At 71.3% G+C, this 19,998-nt stretch carries 17 protein-coding genes; 4 read left to right on the top strand and 13 right to left on the bottom strand.

Annotated elements, in window-relative coordinates; translation table 11 throughout:
* Positions 1-9 precede the first annotated feature (9 nt).
* A complete protein-coding gene (locus ABEA43_RS18685) occupies positions 10-723 on the bottom strand; it encodes a thioredoxin-like domain-containing protein (protein ID WP_345563356.1) in 714 nt (237 codons plus the stop codon).
* 133 nt (positions 724-856) lie between these two features.
* Here ABEA43_RS18685 and ABEA43_RS18680 point away from each other — a divergent pair, with 133 nt between their 5' ends.
* Both ABEA43_RS18680 and ABEA43_RS18675 read left to right on the top strand, forming a co-directional pair.
* On the top strand, positions 857-1,489 hold the full coding sequence (locus tag ABEA43_RS18680) for a DUF305 domain-containing protein (RefSeq protein ID WP_345563354.1): 633 nt from the start codon (positions 857-859) through the stop codon (positions 1,487-1,489).
* 7 nt (positions 1,490-1,496) lie between these two features.
* Positions 1,497-2,918, top strand: a complete 1,422-nt coding sequence (locus tag ABEA43_RS18675; protein ID WP_345563352.1) for a phytoene desaturase family protein — start codon at positions 1,497-1,499, stop codon at positions 2,916-2,918.
* 103 nt (positions 2,919-3,021) lie between these two features.
* Here ABEA43_RS18675 and ABEA43_RS18670 read toward each other — a convergent pair whose 3' ends face one another.
* The 6 genes from ABEA43_RS18670 to ABEA43_RS18645 form a co-directional block, all read right to left on the bottom strand.
* The gene (locus ABEA43_RS18670; protein ID WP_345563350.1) at positions 3,022-4,077 is read right to left on the bottom strand and encodes a threonine aldolase family protein; all 1,056 of its coding nucleotides are present in this window, start codon (positions 4,075-4,077) and stop codon (positions 3,022-3,024) included.
* Positions 4,074-4,703, bottom strand: coding sequence for an SDR family NAD(P)-dependent oxidoreductase (locus ABEA43_RS18665; protein WP_345563348.1), 630 nt, complete (start codon positions 4,701-4,703; stop codon positions 4,074-4,076). The genes ABEA43_RS18670 and ABEA43_RS18665 overlap by 4 nt, the downstream gene beginning before the upstream one ends.
* On the bottom strand, positions 4,700-6,886 hold the full coding sequence (locus ABEA43_RS18660; protein WP_345563346.1) for a DUF6421 family protein: 2,187 nt from the start codon (positions 6,884-6,886) through the stop codon (positions 4,700-4,702). Before ABEA43_RS18660 ends, ABEA43_RS18665 begins: the two co-directional genes overlap by 4 nt.
* 89 nt (positions 6,887-6,975) lie before the next feature.
* Positions 6,976-7,632 (bottom strand): response regulator, encoded by a 657-nt coding sequence (locus ABEA43_RS18655; RefSeq protein WP_345563344.1) that lies wholly within the window; start codon positions 7,630-7,632, stop codon positions 6,976-6,978.
* A 70-nt stretch (positions 7,633-7,702) separates the two neighbouring features.
* Positions 7,703-9,412 (bottom strand): serine/threonine protein kinase, encoded by a 1,710-nt coding sequence (locus tag ABEA43_RS18650; protein ID WP_345563342.1) that lies wholly within the window; start codon positions 9,410-9,412, stop codon positions 7,703-7,705.
* Positions 9,412-10,878, bottom strand: a complete 1,467-nt coding sequence (locus tag ABEA43_RS18645) for a zinc ribbon domain-containing protein (protein WP_345563340.1) — start codon at positions 10,876-10,878, stop codon at positions 9,412-9,414. The genes ABEA43_RS18650 and ABEA43_RS18645 overlap by 1 nt, the downstream gene beginning before the upstream one ends.
* A 105-nt stretch (positions 10,879-10,983) precedes the next feature.
* Here ABEA43_RS18645 and ABEA43_RS18640 point away from each other — a divergent pair, with 105 nt between their 5' ends.
* Both ABEA43_RS18640 and ABEA43_RS18635 read left to right on the top strand, forming a co-directional pair.
* A complete protein-coding gene (locus tag ABEA43_RS18640) occupies positions 10,984-13,170 on the top strand; it encodes a hydantoinase/oxoprolinase family protein (protein ID WP_345563338.1) in 2,187 nt (728 codons plus the stop codon).
* Entirely contained in the window at positions 13,155-14,891 is a 1,737-nt protein-coding gene (locus ABEA43_RS18635) for a hydantoinase B/oxoprolinase family protein (RefSeq protein ID WP_345563336.1), read from the top strand. The genes ABEA43_RS18640 and ABEA43_RS18635 overlap by 16 nt, the downstream gene beginning before the upstream one ends.
* Here the strand turns inward: ABEA43_RS18635 and ABEA43_RS18630 are convergent.
* The 6 genes from ABEA43_RS18630 to ABEA43_RS18605 form a co-directional block, all read right to left on the bottom strand.
* Complete coding sequence (locus ABEA43_RS18630; protein ID WP_345563335.1) at positions 14,798-15,382, bottom strand: Uma2 family endonuclease; 585 nt, start codon at positions 15,380-15,382, stop codon at positions 14,798-14,800. The genes ABEA43_RS18635 and ABEA43_RS18630 overlap by 94 nt on opposite strands.
* Positions 15,383-15,445: 63 nt before the next feature.
* A complete protein-coding gene (locus ABEA43_RS18625) occupies positions 15,446-16,102 on the bottom strand; it encodes an adenosylcobinamide amidohydrolase (RefSeq protein ID WP_345563334.1) in 657 nt (218 codons plus the stop codon).
* A complete protein-coding gene (locus tag ABEA43_RS18620; RefSeq protein ID WP_345563333.1) occupies positions 16,099-16,872 on the bottom strand; it encodes an ABC transporter ATP-binding protein in 774 nt (257 codons plus the stop codon). Before ABEA43_RS18620 ends, ABEA43_RS18625 begins: the two co-directional genes overlap by 4 nt.
* Entirely contained in the window at positions 16,869-17,903 is a 1,035-nt protein-coding gene (locus ABEA43_RS18615; protein ID WP_345563332.1) for a FecCD family ABC transporter permease, read from the bottom strand. The genes ABEA43_RS18620 and ABEA43_RS18615 overlap by 4 nt, the downstream gene beginning before the upstream one ends.
* Before the next feature lie 2 nt (positions 17,904-17,905).
* Positions 17,906-18,865 carry an ABC transporter substrate-binding protein gene (locus tag ABEA43_RS18610; protein ID WP_345563331.1) on the bottom strand — a complete coding sequence of 320 codons (960 nt, stop codon included), beginning with the start codon at positions 18,863-18,865 and terminating at the stop codon, positions 17,906-17,908.
* A 207-nt stretch (positions 18,866-19,072) separates the two neighbouring features.
* Positions 19,073-19,930, bottom strand: a complete 858-nt coding sequence (locus tag ABEA43_RS18605; RefSeq protein ID WP_345563330.1) for a Gfo/Idh/MocA family protein — start codon at positions 19,928-19,930, stop codon at positions 19,073-19,075.
* Between the last annotated feature and the right edge of the window lie 68 nt (positions 19,931-19,998).

Genomic DNA, 19,998 nt, shown 5'->3' with positions numbered 1-19,998 from the left:
GCGCGAGATCTACTGCTGGGACTGGGTGGGCGACGGGGAGATGGTCTCCGCCGGCGGCGGCGTCTGGTTGCCCGTGGGCTCCGGAGGCAGCGGCGCCTGGTCGGCCGTGGTGGTGATGGCGTCGGCCCCGCCGCAGGTGGCGCCGGGCTCCGGGGTGTCAGAGCCGTTCTGGTACTTCTTGATGAACGCCGCGAGCTTCGGGTCCTGCGGGTTGTCCAGCTTGAGCTGGTGTCCCCACGACGACACGACGACCGGCGACGGCAGGTTGGGGAACGGGCTCATCAGCATGTAGTCCTGCTGGCCCGTGGACGACGCCACCGCCTTCAGCGCGTCGACCTGCGCCTTGGCCAGGTCGGGGCGGTAGGTGATCCAGACGGCTCCGTGCTCCAGCGAGTGCACGGCGTGCTCGGAGTGGATCGGCTTGTCGTAGATCGCACAACTCTGCCAGTAGTTGTTGTGCTCGCCGCCGACCGGCGGGGTCTCCTTGTAGGTGACCGGTTTCCACACGTGCTGGCCCGCGTCGTACTTGACGCTGGTCACGGCGTCGAGAGAGGTCTGACGGGCTTGATTGACGAGGTAGAAGCCGACCACGCCGACGAGCACCACGATGATCAGCCCACCGGTGCCCCACATGAGCAGCGCGGAGCGCCGTTGTTTGCGCTGTTGCTCGGCCCGCATCTTCTGCAGATGCTCGCGCCGCGCCTGCGCCTTCTCCTTCGTCATCGTTCCTCCATCGGCGTACCAACTCCGGGTCACCCTATGCCCTCCAGGCGTATGCGGAGAATAAGCGCGAAATAAGGGTCCGATCACAGCCCCTCCCCCAGGTGGGTACGCTGGACGAGCCATGGAAAAGCCCGTGAGGAAACCCATCCTGATCATCTGCGGCGTGCTCGTGCTCGCCGTGGCCGCGTTCCTGGTGTTCGGGCGTGACGGCACGCCGGGCGACACCTCGGCCGAGGCCGGATTCGCCCGCGACATGGCCACCCACCACGCGCAGGCCGTGGACATGGCCTTCACGATCAGGGACAAAGGGCCCGCCAAGGAGATCAGAAGCCTGGCCTTCGACATCATCAACACCCAGGCCAACCAGCGCGGCATGTTCCAGGGCTGGTTGCAGCAGTGGGGGCTGAGCCAGGCGACCGACCAGCGGCCGATGGCCTGGATGAGCGGCCACGGCCACGGCGCCACCCCCGCCGCGGGCGCCGCCGCCACGGGCACGATGCCCGGCATGGCCTCGCCGCAGGAGCTGACCAAGCTCAAGGAGGCGCAGGGCACGCAGGCCGAGGTGCTGTTCCTGCAGCTGATGATCCGCCATCACGAGGGCGGCGTGCAGATGGCCGAGGGGCTGCTCAAGCTGTCCACGCGCGGCGAGGTGGTCAGCATGGCGCAGAAGATCGTCCAGGGGCAGAGCGGGGAGATCAAGCTCATGACGGAGCTGCTGCGGCTGCGCGGCGCGCAGCCCTTTCCCTCGATACTCCCTCCACGATGAGCCCCTGATGCGTGCGGACGCCGTCGTGGTCGGGTCGGGCCCCAACGGGCTCGTCGCCGCCGTCACGCTGGCCCGCGCCGGGCGGAAGGTGCTGCTGCTGGAGGCGGCCGAGCGGTTCGGCGGCGGGCTGCGGTCGGGCGAGCTGACGCTGCCCGGGCGGGTGCACGACCTGGGCGCGACCGTGATGGCGATGGCGCTGGCCTCCCCTGCCTTCCGTGAGCTGCGGGCGCAGGGGCTGAAGGGGGTCGAGTTCGCCCATCCGCCGGTGGCCGCCGCCCATCCGCTCGACGACCGGCCCGCGGTGCTCGTGCACCGCGACGCCCGCCGCACGGCCGACGGGCTCGGGCGCGACGCCGCCGCGTGGCTGGCGACCGCGGGGGCGACGGCCAGGGCCGGGTTCCCGCTGGTGGACCTGCTGCTCAAGCCGCTGGGGCCGTGGGATGCGGCGCCGCGGGCGTTCGCGCGGGCGGCCAGGTTCGGGCTGGCCGGGGTGCTGCCCGCCACGACGCTCGCCCGGCAAGCGTTCAGGACCGTGGAGGCGCGGGCGATGTTCGCGGGCATGGCCGCGCACTCGATGCTCGACCTGCGCGCGCCCATCTCGGGCGGCTACGGCCTGCTGCTGGCCGGGCTGGCCCACCTGGTGGGCTGGCCGCTGGTGCGGGGCGGATCGCAGGAGCTGGCCGACGCGCTCGTGGCCGAGCTGAGGTCGCTGGGCGGCGAGGCCGTCACCGGCCACCGGGTGCGGCGGCTGGCCGAGGTGGACGCTCCGATCGTGGTGCTCGACGTGACGCCCAGGCAGTTCCTGGCGATGGCCGACCTGCCTCCCGGCTACCGCAGGGGCCTCGAACGCTTCCGTTACGGGCCCGGGGTGTTCAAGCTCGACTGGGCGCTGGACGGGCCGGTGCCGTGGCGCGACCCGGCGGTGGCCGAGGCCGGCACGGTGCACCTGGGCGGGACGCTGGAGGAGATCGCGCTCAGCGAGGCGGAGGTGGCCGCCGGACGGCATTCGCCTCGCCCGTACGTGCTGCTCGTCCAGCCGTACGCGGCGGATCCGACGCGGGGCGGGCACACGCTGTGGGCCTACTGCCACGTGCCCAACGGCTCGCCCGTGGACATGACGGACGCCATCGAGACCCAGATCGAGCGCTACGCGCCCGGATTCCGCGACCGTGTCCTGGCCAGGCACGCGATGGGGCCCGCCGATCTGGAGGCGGTCAACCCCAACCTGGTCGGGGGCGACATCGGGGGCGGGATGGCGAGCCTGACCCAGTTCGTCAGGCGGCCGGTCTGGTCGCCGGCCCCGTGGCGTACGCCGCTGCCCGGGGTGTTCCTGTGCTCGGCCTCGACGCCGCCGGGGGCCTCGGTGCACGGGATGGGCGGCTGGCAGGCCGCCCGCCTGGCCGTGCGGCACCAGGCCCGCTCCCGTTAGACCGCCTCCTCAGCAGCCGTGCGGCGCGGGTCCGGTCGCCTCAGCCGCCGTGCGGCGCGGGCCCGGTCGCCGCCGTCAGCTCGCCGCCGTCAGCTCGCCGCCGTCAGCTCGCCGCCGCCATCTCCTCGGCGACGGCGGCCGCGAAGGCGTCCACGTCCGACTCCGTCGTGTCGAACGCGCACATCCAGCGCACCTCGCCCGTCGCCTCGTTCCAGGTGTAGAACCTGAACCGCTTCTGCAGCCGCTCGGTGACGTCCTTGGGCAGGACGGCGAAGACCGCGTTCGCCTCGACCGGCCTGGGCAGCTCGACGCCCGGGATGTCGCGTACGGCCTGTGCCAGCCGCTGCCCCATGGCGTTGGCCTGCCGTGCGCTGCGCAGCCACAGATCGCCCGACAGCAGCGCCTCGAACTGCGCCGACACGAACCGCATCTTCGACGACAACTGCATGAACGTCTTGCGGATGTAGTCGATCCCGCGCGCGGCGTCCGGGTTGAGCACGACGACGGCCTCGCCGTACAGCAGCCCGATCTTCGTGCCGCCGAACGACAGCACGTCCACCCCCGCGTCGGTGGTCAGCGCCCGCATCGGGACGTCCAGCGCGGCGGCGGCGTTGGTCAGCCGGGAGCCGTCGAGGTGGACGAGCAGGCCCAGCTCGTGGGCGTGCGCGCAGATCGCGGCGATCTCGGCGGGCGTGTAGAGGGTGCCCAGCTCGGTGGTGTTCGAGATCGACACCACGCGCGGCTGGGCCCGGTGCACGTCGCCGAAGCCCCACGCCTGGCGGTCGATCAGCTCGGGCGTGAGCTTGCCGTCGGGCGTGGGCACGGTCAGCAGCTTGATGCCGCCCGCGACCTCGGGGGCTCCGCCCTCGTCGGTGTTGATGTGGGCGCTCTCCGCGCAGATGACCGCCTCCCAGTGGGCGGTCATGGCGCGCAGGGAGACGACGTTCGCGGCGGTGCCGTTGAACACCGGCCACGCCTGCGCGCGCTCACCGAAGTGCCGCTGGAAGACCTCCTGGAGCGCCTCCGTGTAGACGTCGTCGCCGTAGGAGATCTGGTGACCGCCGTTGGCCGTGACGATGGCCTGGAGGATTTCGGGGTGCACGCCCGCGTAGTTATCGCTGGCGAACGCCTTGAGCTGGGGATCGTGCCGGAGAGTCACGCAGTCAGGTCCAATCGGATGCCGTTGACCTCGGCGGCGGGGCGGTCGTAGAGCCCGCCGATCGCCGCCGCCAGGTCGTTGACGTCGGTGAAGCCGGGGAACTTCGCCTCCGGCTGCTGGGCGCGCATGGCGTCGTTCACCAGGGCTTTCACGACGAGGATGGTGGCCGCGGCGCCGGTGCCGGACAGCGCGTCGGCCAGCGAGAGCGTCCATGCCTCCGCCGCGGCCTTGGCCGCCGCGTAGACGGCGCCGCCCGCGGACGGGCGCCCGGCCGCCTTGGCCGAGACGATCACGAAGCGGCCGTCGGCGCTCTCGCGCAGCAGCGGCTCGAAGGCGAGCGACACGTGCTGCAGGGTGCGGATCAGCAGGTCGTGCAGGAGGTCCCAGTCGCCGAGGCTGGTCTCGGCGAAGGTGGCCGACCCCCGCCAGCCGCCGACCAGGTGCACGACGCCGTCCAGGTGGCCATGCTCGCGGGCGATCCGCGCCGCCAGGTCCTGTACGGCCGCGCGGTCGAGCAGGTCGACGTCCTTCTTGTCGACGCCGATCACGGTGTGACCCTTTTCCCGGAAATATCCGGAAACAGCCTCACCTGTGGGGCCTGCTGCCCCCGTAACCAGAATGATCATGCTCGGAGTCCCTTAGTCGATTCGACCACATCGGTCAGCTTACGGCGCAGTGCCTCGTAGAACATGCTCAGCGGGAACTCGTCCGCCAGCACCGCGTCCACCTTGGCCTTCTGCTCCTCGGGCAGCGCCTGCGCGCCCTTGGCCCAGGTCGAGGCGGGATGCGCCGGCACGTACGCGCTCACCAGCTCGTGCGCCGCCAGCCAGTGCGCCAGCTTGGAGCGGTCGATGCTGTCGCGGTAGAGCTTCTCGACCTCGCCCCGCAGGTCGGCCACGCCGTCGGCCACCCGCTCCCAGTCGATCGTGAGCCGGTTGTCCGTCCAGCGCACGATGTCGTTGCGGTGCAGGTAGGCGAAGAGCAGCTGACCGCCGAGCCCGTCGTAGTTCCTGACCCGCTCCCCCGTGATCGGGAACCTGAACAGCCGGTCGAACAGGATGGCGGTCTGCACGTACCTGGCGTGCGGCACCCCCTGCCCGGCCAGCTTCACCGCCTCGCCGAACGCGGTCAGGTCGCAGCGCAGCTCCTCCAGCGAGTACAGCCAGTACGGCATCCGCTGCTTGATCATGAACGGGTCGAACGGCAGGTCGCCGTGGCTGTGGGTGCGGTCGTGGACCAGGTCCCACAGCACGAACGTCTCCTCCGCGAGCCGCTGCGAGGCCAGCAGCCGCTCGGCCTCCGGCGGCAGGTCCAGCCGCAGCGTGGCGGTGGCGGCCCTGGACACCCGCCTGAACCTGGCGGCCTCGCGGTCGGCGAAGATCCCGCCCCAGGTGAACCGCTCGGGCGCCCGGCGCACCGCGACCGTCTCGGGGAACAGGACGGCCGAGTGCGTGTCGTAGCCCGAGGTGAAGTCCTCGAACGCGATCGGCACGAACATGGGGTTGTCGTAGCCGCCCGCCTCCAGCTCGGCCAGCCAGCCGGGCCAGATGGTGCGGATCCAGACGGCTTCCAGGTTGCGGCCGGGGTTGCCGTTCTGGGTGTACATGGGGAACACCACGACGTGCTCCAGGCCGTCCTCGCGCTGGGTGTCGGGGTGGAAGCGGTCAAGCGAGTCGAGGAAGTCGGGTACGCCCAGATCCTGGCCGGCCCACTGGGCGAGGTCGTCCTGGACGGCCTGGAGGTAGGACGCGTCATGAGCGAAGTACGGCGATATTTCGCCCAGGATCGCGGCTACCTGGCCCACCAGCGCCTTCGCCCGCCCCTTCTCCTCGGGGACGGACCCGTCCTTGACCTGCAGCGGCCTGATCTCCTCGACGGCCGACTTGAGCCGCGCGAACAGCTCCGCCTTGGCCGTATGGGACGCGGACTCGCGCGAGCTGACGGGCTCGTGGGTGGCGGACTCGTGAGCGGCGGACTCGTGAGCGGCGGACTCGGAGGCGGCGGGGCCGGACGTGGCGGGCTCGGACATGGCGGGCTCGGACGCGGCGGGGCCGGGGATGCGGGCGGCCCAGGTGACCACGTTGCCCCAGAGCGCGCGGTGGTCGTAGTCGTCGATGGAGTCGTCCCCGAACAGGTCGGAGTCGGCGAACGCGACGACCCTGCCCCGCCCGTACCGCACGGCGACGGCCAGCGGCGCGCCCGCCGGGTCGGCGTCGGGCGAGGTCGCGAGCAGCACGCTCGCCTCCCCGGCGACGGCCTCAGGGGTCAGGGTCAGGACGCCCGAGCGGTAGAAGCAAGCTGTACGGACGCCCGCCAGCAGCCCCGACGCGGCCTCGGACCGGGCGAGCACCCAGGTGGCCACCCCCCGGTGCGCGTGCTTCGGGTCGCGCACGGTGGCGTGCTCGACGCCCACCCCGAACCGCCCGAGCAGGTCCGCCAGGTTGTTGCCGTACTTGTCCTGCTCCTCCTCGGCCAGCACCACCAGCCCGCCGCCCCCGGCCACGAAGTCCTGGATCGCGTCCAGCTCGCCGGCGGCGAAGACGGGGCTGCCCTGGCCGGTCGTCCGCTCCCACCGGTCCCCCGACGGGTGCGCGATCACCAGCACGTCCTGCTCCGCCAGGGCCCCGGCGGTCAGCGCCCCCGCCGTGTGGGCGGTGACCGTGTGCCCCAGGTGCCGCAGCAGCCCGGCCGCGCGGGCGTAGCTGTTGTCGTCGGGATGGGCCGGATTGATGGCCTCGGCCACCTCGCGCCGCACGGTCCACGACTCGTTGTGAGCCTCGTCGAACAACACCCGGGGGAACGATCGCATGAAATATCTCCTGTTTCTACCGCCTTATGACGAAAAATATACACATGAGTACGCCGTGCCTCACCAAACCCTCCCGAATGGCGAGACGGTCAGGCGGCTCCGGGCCGTACGACGCCCGACTCGTACGCGAACACCACGGCCTGAGCCCGGTCGCGGAGGGACAGCTTCATCAGCACCCGCGCCACGTGCGTCTTGACCGTGGCCTCCCCCACGTACAGGTCGCGCGCGATCTCCGCGTTGGTGAGACCGCGGGCCAGCAGCCGCAGCACCTCCAGCTCGCGCGGCGTCAGCTCGCCCAGCCTGGGCGAGGGCGTGGGCTCGGCCCTGCTCGCGAACGTGGCGATCACCCGGCTCGTCACGGCCGGGTCGAGCAGCGCGTCGCCGGAGTGCACCACCCTGATCGCTTCAAGGAGCTGCTCGGGCGGCGACACCTTCAGCAGGAACCCGCTGGTGCCCGCGCGCAGGGCGGCGTAGAGGTTCTCGTCGGTGTCGAACGTGGTCAGGGTGATGACCTTGGGCGGCGACGGGGTGTCGAGCAGCTCCTTGGCCGCCGACAGCCCGTCGAGCCTGGGCATCGAGATGTCCATGAGGACGATGTCCGGCCGGGTGCGCCGGGCCACGGCGATGGCCTCGCGGCCGTCGGCGGCCTCGCCGACGACCTCCATGCCGGGGTCGCTGTCGACCACCATGCGCAGCCCGGCCCTGACCATCGCCTGGTCGTCGGCGATGACGATTCGAATGCCCACACGCCGGAGGGTAGACGCCGGGTGCCCGCCTTGAACACCCAGGCCCAGCCGTACACAAGTGAGTTACAAGTCACGAGACACGAACGCTCTGCCTGATGCGGGTCTGGGTGGCGTCGTCGCAGGTGGCCTTGGCGCAGAAGTACATCACCAGCATGGTCTTGGGCTCGCGGTCGATCACGTAGCTGACGAAGCCCAGCCGGGTGCCGGTCCCGGGGTCGTGCAGGGCGCCGTCGAAGCGGGTGGCGGGGCTGCTGCCCGCCTGGTCGGGCACGGGTTTGCCGACGTCGACCTGACCGGGCAGCAGGACCTCCATCTTGGCCTTCATCTGCTCGGAGCTGCCGCGGGAGTCGAGGGTGTCGGAGACCTGGACGTACACGCCGGCCGCGCTGTCGGGCTCGTCCGAGACGATCGAGGAGACCGTCGTCCAGTCCGCGCCGGGTCCGGCCACGAACAGGGACTCGAACTCCGTGGCGTGCGGCGAGACCACCGCGAACAGGTCCTGATGGGTGCGTACGGTCCAGTCGCCCGGATACTCGAACGTGAGCGGCGCGGCGGCGCTGGTCTTGTAGTGGGACCAGGTGTCGCTGCGGTGGTTCATGATGATCATGGCGACCAGCGCCAGCGCCGCGACGGCGGCGACCAGGGTGGTGGCCACGATCGGGATGCGGCCTGGGCGCTTCTTCGACGTGGTCGGGTGCGTGGGGTGCGCCGAGGCCTGGTAGGCCGCCGCACCCTGCCCGTACGAGCCCGCGAGCTGCGGCTGCGAGTGGGGACCCGAGCCGGGACCCGTGTGCGGCCCAGAAGGCGGACCTGTGGGCGGACCGGTGTGCGGGCCTGAAGGGGGGCCCGAGTAGGGCGCGGCGTGCGCCCCGGAGCTCTGGACGGGGTGGGGCCCCGAGGGCAGGCCCTGGCGGGGCACGAAGCCGGCCGCGTCGGACGGGTGCCCGCCGATCGCGTCCCGCAGCGCGCTCACGAACTCCGTGCAGGTCGTGTACCGCTGCTCGGGCGACTTGGCCAGCGCCCGCATCATCACGGTGTCCACCTGCTGCGGCAGCTCGGGCCTGATCTGCGACAGCGGCGTCGGCTGCTCGGCGAGGTGGGCCCAGAGCAGCGCGATGTCGTTCTCGCGCTGGAACGGCAGCCGCGCCGACAGCGCCTCGTAGACCACGCAGGCCAGCGCGTACTGGTCGCACCGGCCGTCGATGTGCTCCTTGTTGATCTGCTCGGGCGACATGTAGCGGGGCGTGCCGATGAACTGGTCGGTCTGGGTCAGCCCCGAGATCGACGAGCGGTGCTTGGTGATGCCGAAGTCGGTCAGGTAGACGTGGTCCCCGGCCAGCAGGATGTTGGCCGGTTTCACGTCCCGGTGGATCAGGTCGTGCGCGTGGGCGGCGTCGAGCGCGGCGGCGACCTGGGCGAAGATCTGGTTCGCCTGGCCGATCGGCAGCGGGCCCCTGTCGTAGATGAGGCGGCGCAGGTCGAGGCCGTCCACGTAGCGCATGGCGATGTAGAGGACGCCGTCGGCGTCGGCGTTCGCCTCGTAGATCGGGATGATGTTGGGATGCTCGATGCTGGCGACCGTCCTGGACTCCAGGATGAACCGCTGCCTGAACCGGTCGTCGACGCTGAGCACCGGGTTGAGGATCTTCAGCGCCACCCGGCGGCTCAACCTCGGGTCGAGTGCCAGGTAGACGACGGCCATGCCGCCTTTGCCGACGATGTCCTCGATGTAGTACCCGGCCACCTCCTGGCCGATGAGTGCTCTTTCGTTCAATGGCATCACGTCTCGATGGGATGGCCGCAGTAGCCGCAGAAGCGATGCGCCGGCCCGAGCCTCATGCCGCACGAGGTGCAGTATTTGATCGCCGGATCCGGCGCGGTCATCACCTGCTGCTGCTGCGGGACCACTTGGAACGACTGGGAGCGCCGGACGACCACGGTCTGGTTGGCACCGTCGTCGAGCGGCGGACCGGCCGCCAGCGGCTGCTGTGGCAGCTCTGTCGGTTTATCAGGAGTGCGGCGACGCCAGAGCAGATACGCTCCGGCCGCTGCCGCTATGAAAAGTACTCCCGCCGCGAGGATGAACGGCCACAGCGGCGTGGACCTGACGGGCGCGCTCGCCGCCTGCTTCGTGCCCTGGTCCTCGGGCCCGCCCCGCTTGGCCAGCGAGGTCTTGAGCAGCCCGGCGGCCACCACGTTGCCCGGATAGAGCTCCAGCACCCGCTGGAAGCCGGGCGCGGCCTCGGTGTAGTACTTGGTGTGGTAGCGGGTCAGCGCCGCCTCGAACGCCGTGTCGATCGTGCCCCTGCGCGGCACCACCTTGGCCGCGGCCAGGATGCCGGTGACCTCCCTGACGCCGATCATCTTGCCTTCTTTGCCGCCGCCGACGAGCAGGCCGATGACATGGCCGTTCTTGTCGCCGATCACCGGCGCGCCGACCATGCCCTTGTCGGCCAGGGCGCCCAGCTTGACGGGCTCGTCGACCTTCTTCTCCGGGTCGGAAAAGCCTCTGCCCTTCTCCCCTGCGACGCCGCCCTTGACCAGGTGGGCGATCTCGACCGTGTGCGCGACGGTCGGGCCCGGCCGGCCGAGGAAGCCGGCGAGGTTGGTGGGCGAGCCCTCCTGATCGGGCACCTTGTCGGCGAGCGGCGCGGTGGGCATGCCGACGCCTCCGGCCATCGGGGTCAGCGGCACCAGCACGGCGGGACTGTCGGGCGTCGGGCCGGCCTTGATGCACTTGACCTTGTAGCCCTCGGCGCTGGCGGGCGACACGTTGGGGTAGGCCGTGAGCACGGTGGAGACGTTGATGATGCAGGTGGCGGTGGAGGTCTTGGGGGGATAGCAGAGTTGCAGGTGGTGGTTGAGGATGTCGTCGGAGACCTTGTGCTTCTTGTAGTCGACGGGGATCTTCACCTTGTGGTGCTCGGCGAAGATCTTGTTGGCCGCGTAGATCGCGACGTCGTTGGGGTTCACCGCCAGACGCCGGAGCGCGACGATCGTCCCGTCGGGGTTGACGACCGTCCCCGTCCCCACCGCGAACGGCAGGTCATAGGACCGCTCCACGTGCTTGATCTCGCCGACGTGGTCGAGCAGGGTGATGTCCACATGGGACACGGCTTCCACGCGTACCACGGCGGGACTCACCAGGTCGGTGATGCCACTCGGGTGTTCGTGCGCCGCGACCGGCATCGCGAGCAGCACCAGTGCCGCTGCGACGCCGCCGGCCAGAGCTGTGAGGCGCGCCATCTCCGCTCCAAAAACGCAGGAATAGGACCAGGGTCCCAATCACGTGTCGTAAGTCAATAGACCGCCACATAGACAAGCGCTTGCTCGGGGACATAACGTACCTGAATGGGTTACGCGATCGGCGTCGATGTCGGCGGCACCTTCACCGATGTGGTCCTTCGCGATACGTCCGGCGCGATTTCCGTGGCCAAATGTTTGAGCACCCCCTACGACCCCATCGCGGGCATCGTCTCCGGCGTTACGCGCGCGCTCGGCGGGCGCGACCCGGCCCAGGTCACGAGGGTGGTGCACGCCACCACGCTGGCCACCAACGCGGTCCTCGAACGTAAAGGGCCCCGTGTCGCCTATGTCACGACTCAGGGCTTTCGCGCCGCCATCCCGCTGGGCCGCTACGCCCGGGTCGAGGAGGACCGCTACGACCTGCGCTTCACGCCTCCGCCGCCGCCGGTGGCGCCGGGCGACTGCTTCGAGGTGGTGGAACGTGTCACCGCGCGGGGAGCCGTGCTGACGCCGCTGGACCACGACTCGGTACGCCGGGCCGCCGCGGAGATCGTCCGCCGAGGGATCTCGTCGGCGGCGGTGTGCTTGCTGCACGCGTACGCGAACCCCTCGCACGAACGGCAGGTCGCGGGGATCCTGCGGGAGTCGATCGGGAACGTGGTGATCTCCTCGGAGGTGTGGCCGGAGATCCGCGAGTACGAACGCGCCACAACCACCATCATGTCCGCATATATCGGTCCATTGATGGCTTCATACCTTTCGCAGCTCCGAGAGCGGCTCGCGGCGATCGGGATCGACGCGCCCATCCACGTCATGGAGTCGAGCGGCGGCGTCATCTCCGCCGAGCTGGCCGCCAGACGGGCGGTGGCCACGATCGAGTCCGGCCCGGCGGCGGGGGTGCTGGCTGCGGCGGGGGCCGGGTTCGCGGACGTGATCTCGTTCGACATGGGCGGCACCACCGCCAAGGCCTGCGTGGTGCGCGGGGGCCGGCCGGAGATCACCCACGAGTTCCACGTCGGCGGCAAGGGCAGCTTCGGCGGGCGGCGCGCCGGCACCGGCGTGCCCATCAAGACGCCCGCCATCGACCTGGCGGAGGTGGGGGCGGGCGGGGGCAGCGTCGCCTGGCTCGACCCGGCGGGCGCGCTCCGCGTGGGCCCGCACTCGTCCGGCGCCTCCCCGGGACCCGCCTGCTACGGCCTGGGCGGCTCGGACCCGACGGTCACGGACGCGAACCTGATCCTCGGCTACCTCTCCCCCACCCTCTCCACCACCCCGCCCTCCGACCCGCTCTCCCCCGCCCTCTCCCCCACGTCGTCCTCCATACCGCCCTCCGACCCACTCTCCACCGCGTCCTCCTCCACATCACCCTCCGCCCCGTCCTCCGACCCGCCCTCCGGTTGGGATTCCGGTGGGATCGCGTTGTCGGCGGCCCTGGCCGAGAAGGCGCTCGACCGGCTCGCGGGGCCGCTGGGCGTGACGCGGGAGGAGGCGGCGTACGCGGTGCACGAAATCGTGAGCGCCTCCATGGCGTCGGCGGTGCACGTGGTGACGGTGCAGCGCGGCATCGATCCGCGCGGCTTCGCGCTGGTGGCGTTCGGCGGCGCGGGGCCGATGCACGCGGCCAGGGTGGCGGAGCGGTTCGGGATCGGGACGGTGGTGGTGCCCGAGCACTGCGGGGTGGCCTCGGCGGCCGGGCTGCTGGCGGGCGACCTCTCGACGGACCGGGTCCTGTCCCGCCTCGACGCACCGGACCCGGAGGGACTCTTCACCGCGCTGGCCGCGGAGGCGGCGGCCGATCTGGGGGTCTCGCCAGAAGGCCCGGACGTGCGCGTGTCGAGGTCCGCAGACGTCCGCTTCAAGGGCCAGTCGCACGACCTGACCGTCGGCTGGACGCCCGCCCGCCACGACCTGGAGTCCCGCTTCCGTGACAGGTACGCCGAGGTCTACGGCATCCGGCAGAGCGGCGAGATCGAGCTGGTCAGCTACCGCGTACGCGTCACCGCCCCGGCCGCCGGCCCCCCGCCCTCAACACCAAGGCACCCCACCTCAACGGCACCCACGACGCCCAGCCGCTCCACGAGAGCCGCGTACTTCCCCGAGCTCGGCGGCTACACCGAGATCCCGGTCCACACCAGGGACACCCTGGACGGCGACCTGCCCGGCCCGGCCGTCATCGAGGACGCCGAGTCCACGATCGTGGTCCCGCCCTCCTGGACCGCCACCCTGTCCGCCACCCGCGCCGTGCACCTCACCAGCCAGCTCAGTGAGAGGGTCCCGTGGCCGATGCCCTGACCGCCGAGGTGTTCAGGAACGCGCTGGTCGTCGCGGCGGAGGAGGCCAGCATCGTGGTGGTGCGCTCGGCCTACTCGACGTTCATCGTGGAGGGCTCCGACGCCTCGGCGGCCATCCTGGACACGCGTGGCCGCCTGATCGCCCAGTCCATGGCCACCACGCTCATGAACAGCATGGCGCTCAGAACCGCGCTCCCCGAGCTGCTCAAGGACCTCCCGCCGGAGTCGATGCGCCCGGGAGAGGTGTACGCGCTCAACGACGCCTACCGGGGCGGCGTCCACACCAACGACCTGCTCGTCTACCGCCCCGTCTTCGTCGGCGGCGCTCCCGCCTACTTCACCGCGACCATGATCCACGTCTCCGACCTGGGCGGCCTCTCCGCAGGCGGGATGGCGCCCCTGGCCACGGACATCTTCCTGGAGGGCCTGCAACTCCCGCCGGTCCGCCTGGGCACGAGCGCGGGCATCGACCCGGCCATGGAGGCCGTGCTCAAGGCCAACAGCCGTACCCCGGACAAGGTCATGGGCGACGTCCGCGCCCTCGTGGCCGGCACGGCGGTCGCCGCGGCCCGCCTGGAGTCCCTGCTCGGCGAGTACGGCGATCAGGGCCTGGCCGCGGGCATCGACGACTATCTCGACTACACGGAGGCCAGGACGCGCACGGCCCTGACCGAGCTGCCGAAGGGCCGGTTCGAGGCGGCGTACCCGATCGATGACGACGGCATCCACCTCGGAAGGTCCCACACGGTGCGGGTGGCGGTCACCCTGGACGCCTCCCGCGCGGTGCTGGACTTCGCCGGCACGGACCCGCAGGTGCCGGCCGCCGTGAACGCCTCGGCCTCGCAGTCCCTGGCCGCCGCGGTCTTCGCGGTGCGCTGCTTCCTGGACCCCACGATCCCGATGAACGACGGCTGCCTGCGGGCGATCGAGGTGCTTCTGCCCGAAGGCTCCCTGCTCAACGCCCGCTCCCCCCACCCCTGCGGCGGCCGGTACGTCCCGATCTACGCCGCCATGGAGGCCGTCTTCCAAGCCCTGTCGGACGCGGTGCCCGAGCGGGCGATCGCGGCCAGCGGGATCCTGCAGCCGTTCTCGATCGCCGCGGTCGGGGCGCCCTACTGGATCCACCTTTCCTACGACTTCGGCGGCGTCGGCGCCCGCCAGGGGCTGGACGGGCCGGACGCGACGGGCGTGCACTTCGGGATCGGCCGCAACTCGGTGCCGCAGGTGGAGCCGGTGGAGAGCCGCTGCCCGCTGATCGTCGAGTCGATCGAGACGATCCCGGACTCGGGCGGGCCGGGCCGGTTCCGTGGCGGGCTGGGCTCGCGGACGGTGTACCGGTTCCTGGCCGACTGCCACGTGACGACCCGTGGGGACCGGCTCCGGCTGCCGCCGCCGGGCCGGGACGGCGGGCTGCCTGGGCGGGTGGGCGGCTTCTTCAAGCGCCATCTGGACGGGCGGGTGGAACGGCTCGCGTCCAAGGTCAACAACGTGCGGTTCGCGCCGGGCGAGGCGTTCGTCGTGGCGACGACGGGCGGGGGCGGCATCGGCCCGCCGCGCGAACGCGACCGGGCGGCGATCGAGGCCGACCTCGACGCGGGGCGCGTCACGCATCGAGGAGCGGCCGAGGACTACGGGCTCGAGATCCGGCGGGCGGTCAAATCGGCAGGGTCGAAGCTGACCGGAAAGGGAGACGACAGCGTCGCTGTGGTCCCTGTCTTGTAGGCGACGGGCTCCTGGTAGGAGTCACCCTCGAGTTCGTAGACGTGGAGTATCGGCCCGTCGATTTCGACGCGCCAGTAGACAGGGATGCCTGCCGCCGCGTATGCCACTACCTTGACCGTCCTGTCGTGCATCCTGGAGCCCGGGCTGACGACCTCAACAACCAACTGCAGGTCGCTGGGCGCGAACATGAGTCCTACTGACTCGGACGCCGACTCGGGCACGACGACAAGGTCGGGGATGTAGAAGTCCTTGGCGCCTGGGCTGACGTTGACAGTTGACAAAGCCTCCAGCCCAGGAGGCGCGGCATCTTCGAGGATACGCAGCAGCCGAGTGATGACGCGCTGATGCAGGGGTAGGGGGGCAGGGCTCACTACTAGGCTCCCGTTGAAGAGCTCGTAACGATTCCCGTCATCGGGGAACGCGAGCAGGTCATCGACAGTGAACGGCGCACTGGGAAAAGCCGCGCGCCTCGTGGTCGGTTCGATCGCCATTGCGGTCACCCACTCAGTATCGGGAGTCTCGCCCTCGGTCACATGCTACTTGCCCATATTCCCTCACTTAAAGTCACCAGGCCGCCACGCCCCGGCGCCGCGCCGTACCGCCGTGTGCACGGCCCGCGCCGCCCGCGCCCCCCATTCCGATCGCGGCCCGCCGAAAAGCTCCTCGGGCCCGTCGAGAGGCACCGCCACGCAGACGGCGTCCGAGGCCGTCCCCGTGCAGGGATAGCCCGCCTCGATCAGCGCCTGCGACTTGGCCTCCGTGACCGTCATCACCAGGTTGACCAGCGCGGCGTCGGTCATGGCCACGGGCAGGACGGTCACGATGTTGATCGTGCCCACCCGCATCGGAGCCAGCTCAGGATCCTCGGTCCCCTCAGGGGCCGCCGCCCAGGTGGGCACCCGCAGGCCGACGGTGGCGACCGCCTCCACGCCGCCGTCCGAGGCTCGCACGTAGCGATCGACGGACGCGGCGGTCATCATCCCGACGCCGGAACCGCCAGAACCGCCGGAACCGCCCGGCCCCAGCGAGGTCAGGTGCTCGACGGGGTCCATCCGCGCGTAGCCGGCGACCACCTGGGCGTTCAGCACCCACTCGCGTACGCCGATCCCGCCGCCGAGCATCGCGGAGGAGATCATCCGCCACCCCGGACCGAACTCCCACAGCAGCGCCCCGAGCCGCGCCCCCTCCTCCACCCGGTACGTGAGCTTCACGATCCTCCCCTCACCAGATGCACGACGGGCCGGCCGTCGGGCCCGGGCTCGATCTTCACATGGGCGTCGAAGTGGCGTCCCACCAATTCCTCGGTCAGCACCTGGCCGGGCCGGCCCGAGGCGACCGCGCGCCCTTCGGCCAGCAGCAGCAGCGCGTCGGCGTAGAGGCCCGCGACCGTGAGGTCGTGCAGGGTGGTGACGACGGTCAGGCCGTCGGCCCGCCGCAGCCGGTCCACCAGTTCGAGCACCTGCTGCTGGTGCCCGAGGTCCAGCGCCGTCGTCGGCTCGTCGAGCAGCAGGACGGGGGCCTCCTGGGCGAGCGCCCTGGCGAGCACCACCCGCTGGCGCTCCCCGCCGGACAGCGCGCCGACGCGGCGCATGGCGAGGGCGGTCAGGTCCAGCCGTTCGAGCACGGACGCGGTGACCTGACGGTCGTGGCCGCTCTCACGTCCCAGATACGGGATGTACGGCGTGCGCCCCAGCAGCGCGTAGTCGAACACCGTCATGTCCGGCGGCAGGGCGGGCGTCTGCGGCGCGTACGCCAGCAGCCTGGCCCGTTCGCGCGGCTTGAGCCCGGCGGCGGGCCGGGAGTCCACCGAGACTTCGCCCCGGTGCGCGACGAGGCCCATGACGGCCTTGAGCAGGGTGGACTTGCCCGCACCGTTGGGCCCGATGATCGCCAGCCACTCGCCACGGTGCACCTGGAGGTCCACGTCGTCCACGACGTCGCGGTCGCCGAGGCGAACGGAGAGGCCCGAGGCGCGGATCATGTGGCCGCCTGCCTGGTCATGCGCAGGATGAAGACGAAAAAGGGCGCGCCCACGAACATCGTCACCACCCCGATCGGCAGCTCGGCCGGCGCGATCACGGTGCGCGCGACCAGGTCGGCCAGCACCAGGAACGCCGCGCCGCCGATCAGCGACAGCGGCAGCACGATCCGGTACGAGCCGCCCGCCAGCCGCCGCACGACATGCGGGATGACGATGCCGACGAACCCGATCAGCCCGCTCACCGCCACGGCCGCCGCGGTGGCCAGCGACGCGGCCAGCAGCACGGTGAACCGTACCCTGGCCGCCCGGACGCCGAGGCTGATCGCCTCCTCGTCGCCGACCGAAAGCACGTCGAGCATCCGCCCGTGCAGCAGGAGCAGGACGGCGGAGACGGCGGCGTACGGCAGGACCAGCCAGAGCTGGTCCCAGCCGCCGCCCACGTCCCCGAGGATCCACGAGTAGATGCGCTGCAGCTCCTCCACCTTGAACTGCTGGACGAACGTCTGGATCGCGGTCAGGAACGACGTGACCGCCACCCCGGCCAGCACCAGCGTGGCGGTGCCGCCCGCGCGCCCGGCCGCGTTCCCGAGCGTGTAGGCCAGGAACACGCCGCCCACGGCGCCTGCGAAGGCGGCGACCGGGATGCTGCCCGCCATGGCGGGCAGCAGCACGATGGCCATGGTCGTCGCGAGCCCCGCGCCCGCCGCCGCCCCGAGCAGGTACGGGTCGGCGAGCGGGTTGCGGAACACGCCCTGGTAGCCCGCGCCCGCCATGGCCAGCAGCCCGCCGACCACGGCGGCGAGGAGCACCCTCGGCAGCCGCAGCTCGAACAGCAGGCCCTGCTCGACCGGCGCGAGCCCCGAGTCCACGTGCACGAGCGGCAGCCAGTCGGCCGCCTGGAGCACCACCTGCCACGGCGAGATGTCGGCGGCCCCGTCGAGGAGCCCCGCGATCATGGAGACGGCCAGCACGCCCAGGGCGCACAGCACCCACAGAGGTCTGGCCCTGGACGGGCCGGCCGGTGCCGCCATGATCAGCTTGCGCCGGCCTTGGAGACGGCGGCGCCGATGGACTCGGCGAGCTGCACGACGCGCGGCCCCCACCGGGAGGCGAGGTCGTCGTCGAGCAGGATCACCTGATCGTTCTTGATCGCCGACAGGCTCTTCCAGCCGGGCCGCTTGGCCAGGGTGTCCTTGTTCTGCTGGCAGCACTTGACGTCCGCCAGGAAGATCAGCTGGGGGTCGGCCTGGGCCACGAACTCGGCCGAGAGCTTGGGATAGCCGCCCGCCGCGTCCGGCGCCTTGTCGGCGATGTTGGTCAGGCCGAACATGCTGTAGACCTGGCCGATGAACGTCTGGGACGTGGCGGCGTACGGCGTCTGGTCGAGCTCGTGGTAGTAGGTGAGCTTCTTGTCCTTGGGCGCCTCGGCGGCCAGCTTGTCCATGGCCGACTTCATGCCGGTCACGACCTCGTCCGCCTTGGCCTTGTTGCCGGTGGCGGCGCCGAGCTCGGCGATCTCCTCGTACGCCTCGTCGAGTTTGGTGGCGGCGGGCTGGAGCAGGACGGGCACGTTCACCTTGCCCAGCTCGGCGACGACCTTGTCGAGGTCGTCGGAGAGGATGACCAGGTCGGGCTTCTGGGCGACGATGGCCTCGACGTTCGGCTTGAAGCCGGACAGGTCGGTCTTGGGGGCCTCGGGCGGGAAGTTCGACTGGTCGTCGACCGCGACCACCTGAGGGCCGGCGCCGATGGCGAAGAGCGTCTCGGTGTGGGTGGCCGAGAGCGAGACGATCCGCTCCGGCTTCTTGGTGAGGGTGACCTTGCCGTTGCCCGCGTCGATGGTGACGGGGAAGCCGGCGGAGTCGCCGGTGGGGGCGGGGGCTGATGCGGCCGGGGATGCCGCGGGGGAGGCTGTGGTGCCGGTCTGACCGCAACCGGCCAGCACGAACGTTCCCAGCAGCGCGCCCGCGAAGGCCGTGCGTACGGGCCTCACGAGTAGTCCTTTCACACTGTTCGGAACCGAGAGACCCGCGTTGAGCGACGGATCACCCTTTTCCACGAGGGTTGATGACGTCAGCGCAGCGGCAGGCGACCTGGCTATGACAGTTGCGGGACAGCGCCGGACTCGCACCGGACTTCGCTGCAACGCTGCGCGTGAGTACGTCCCTGAAGGCTATCAATCCCCCGGATCGTCCCGGCGTCAAGGGGCCAGTTGGCTCTCCGCCTCGGCGATGATCCGCTGGAGGCGGAGCCCGTGGGCGGCGTCCAGGGGGTGCCCGCCGCCGTCGCGGACCGTGGCGGCGAACTCTTCCGCGACCGTCTCCAGGGGGTCGTCGTCGAAGGGCAGCAGCACGGCGTTGCCGGTGCGGCCGTACACGGCGAACGAGGCGGGCGGCAGGTCGCCGACGGCGGCCATGCACAGCGACACCTCGCTGACGGCGCCGCCCTCGTGCTCCAGCAGCAGCCCGGTCCAGCGCAGCGGGTCGCCGTGCGCGCGGACGCCGGTCACCGGGCCCAGCGCGGCGTCCAGCAGGTCGATCACATGCGGCCCGACGTCGAGCAGCGCGCCGCGATCGAGCCGCCACGGGGTGGCGAAGTGGTGATCGCCGAGCAGGGCGCCGGAGATGTTCGCGGCGTGGCCGCCGAACGCCTGGATGTCGCCGCATCGGGCCAGGAACGTGCGGGTCTGGGGCGCGTAACGCAGCGTGAGCACCATCTGGGAGGCCACGCCCGCCTCGGCGATCGCGCCGGCCAGGCGTTCGGCGTTCTCCAGCGAGTCGGCGAGCGGCTTCTCCAGCAGCAGCGCCTTGCCCGCGCGGGCGGCCAGGATGCCGAGCTCGGCCTGTACGGCGGGCGGCACGCAGAAGGCCACCGCCTCGCAGGCGTCGAACAGCTCCTCGACCCGCTCGTACACCGGCGCGCCGAGCCTGGCGGCCGCCTCCGGCCTGCGCGCCCACACCCCGGCCAGGCGCGTGTGCGGCCCTCTGGCCAGCATCGGCGCGTGCGCCATCTCGGCCCACGGCCCCGCTCCGACCAGCCCGACCGCCACCGGCTCCATGAGACCTCCTAGATCAGCTCCAACCTCACTTTATGGGACAGGTCTCGGCGAGCCGGAGGCCGGGCGGG

It is taken from the genome of Nonomuraea rosea (genome assembly GCF_039539705.1).
Lineage (GTDB): Bacteria > Actinomycetota > Actinomycetes > Streptosporangiales > Streptosporangiaceae > Nonomuraea > Nonomuraea rosea.
The sequence above is the reverse complement of the archived record's forward strand: the minus strand, read 5'-3'. Positions and strand labels throughout refer to the sequence as shown.

Excerpts from the sequence above, each read along its gene's own strand:
- ABEA43_RS18640 (WP_345563338.1), top strand. The coding sequence starts at position 10,984 with ATGGGTTACGCGATCGGCGTCGATGTCGGCGGCACCTTCACCGATGTG.
- ABEA43_RS18665 (WP_345563348.1), bottom strand. The coding sequence starts at position 4,703 with ATGATCATTCTGGTTACGGGGGCAGCAGGCCCCACAGGTGAGGCTGTT.
- ABEA43_RS18615 (WP_345563332.1), bottom strand. The coding sequence starts at position 17,903 with ATGGCGGCACCGGCCGGCCCGTCCAGGGCCAGACCTCTGTGGGTGCTG.
- ABEA43_RS18685 (WP_345563356.1), bottom strand. The coding sequence starts at position 723 with ATGACGAAGGAGAAGGCGCAGGCGCGGCGCGAGCATCTGCAGAAGATG.
- ABEA43_RS18620 (WP_345563333.1), bottom strand. The coding sequence starts at position 16,872 with ATGATCCGCGCCTCGGGCCTCTCCGTTCGCCTCGGCGACCGCGACGTC.
- ABEA43_RS18675 (WP_345563352.1), top strand. The coding sequence starts at position 1,497 with ATGCGTGCGGACGCCGTCGTGGTCGGGTCGGGCCCCAACGGGCTCGTC.
- ABEA43_RS18660 (WP_345563346.1), bottom strand. The coding sequence starts at position 6,886 with ATGCGATCGTTCCCCCGGGTGTTGTTCGACGAGGCTCACAACGAGTCG.
- ABEA43_RS18605 (WP_345563330.1), bottom strand. The coding sequence starts at position 19,930 with ATGGAGCCGGTGGCGGTCGGGCTGGTCGGAGCGGGGCCGTGGGCCGAG.
- ABEA43_RS18645 (WP_345563340.1), bottom strand. The coding sequence starts at position 10,878 with ATGGCGCGCCTCACAGCTCTGGCCGGCGGCGTCGCAGCGGCACTGGTG.
- ABEA43_RS18650 (WP_345563342.1), bottom strand. The coding sequence starts at position 9,412 with ATGCCATTGAACGAAAGAGCACTCATCGGCCAGGAGGTGGCCGGGTAC.
- ABEA43_RS18630 (WP_345563335.1), bottom strand. The coding sequence starts at position 15,382 with ATGGCGATCGAACCGACCACGAGGCGCGCGGCTTTTCCCAGTGCGCCG.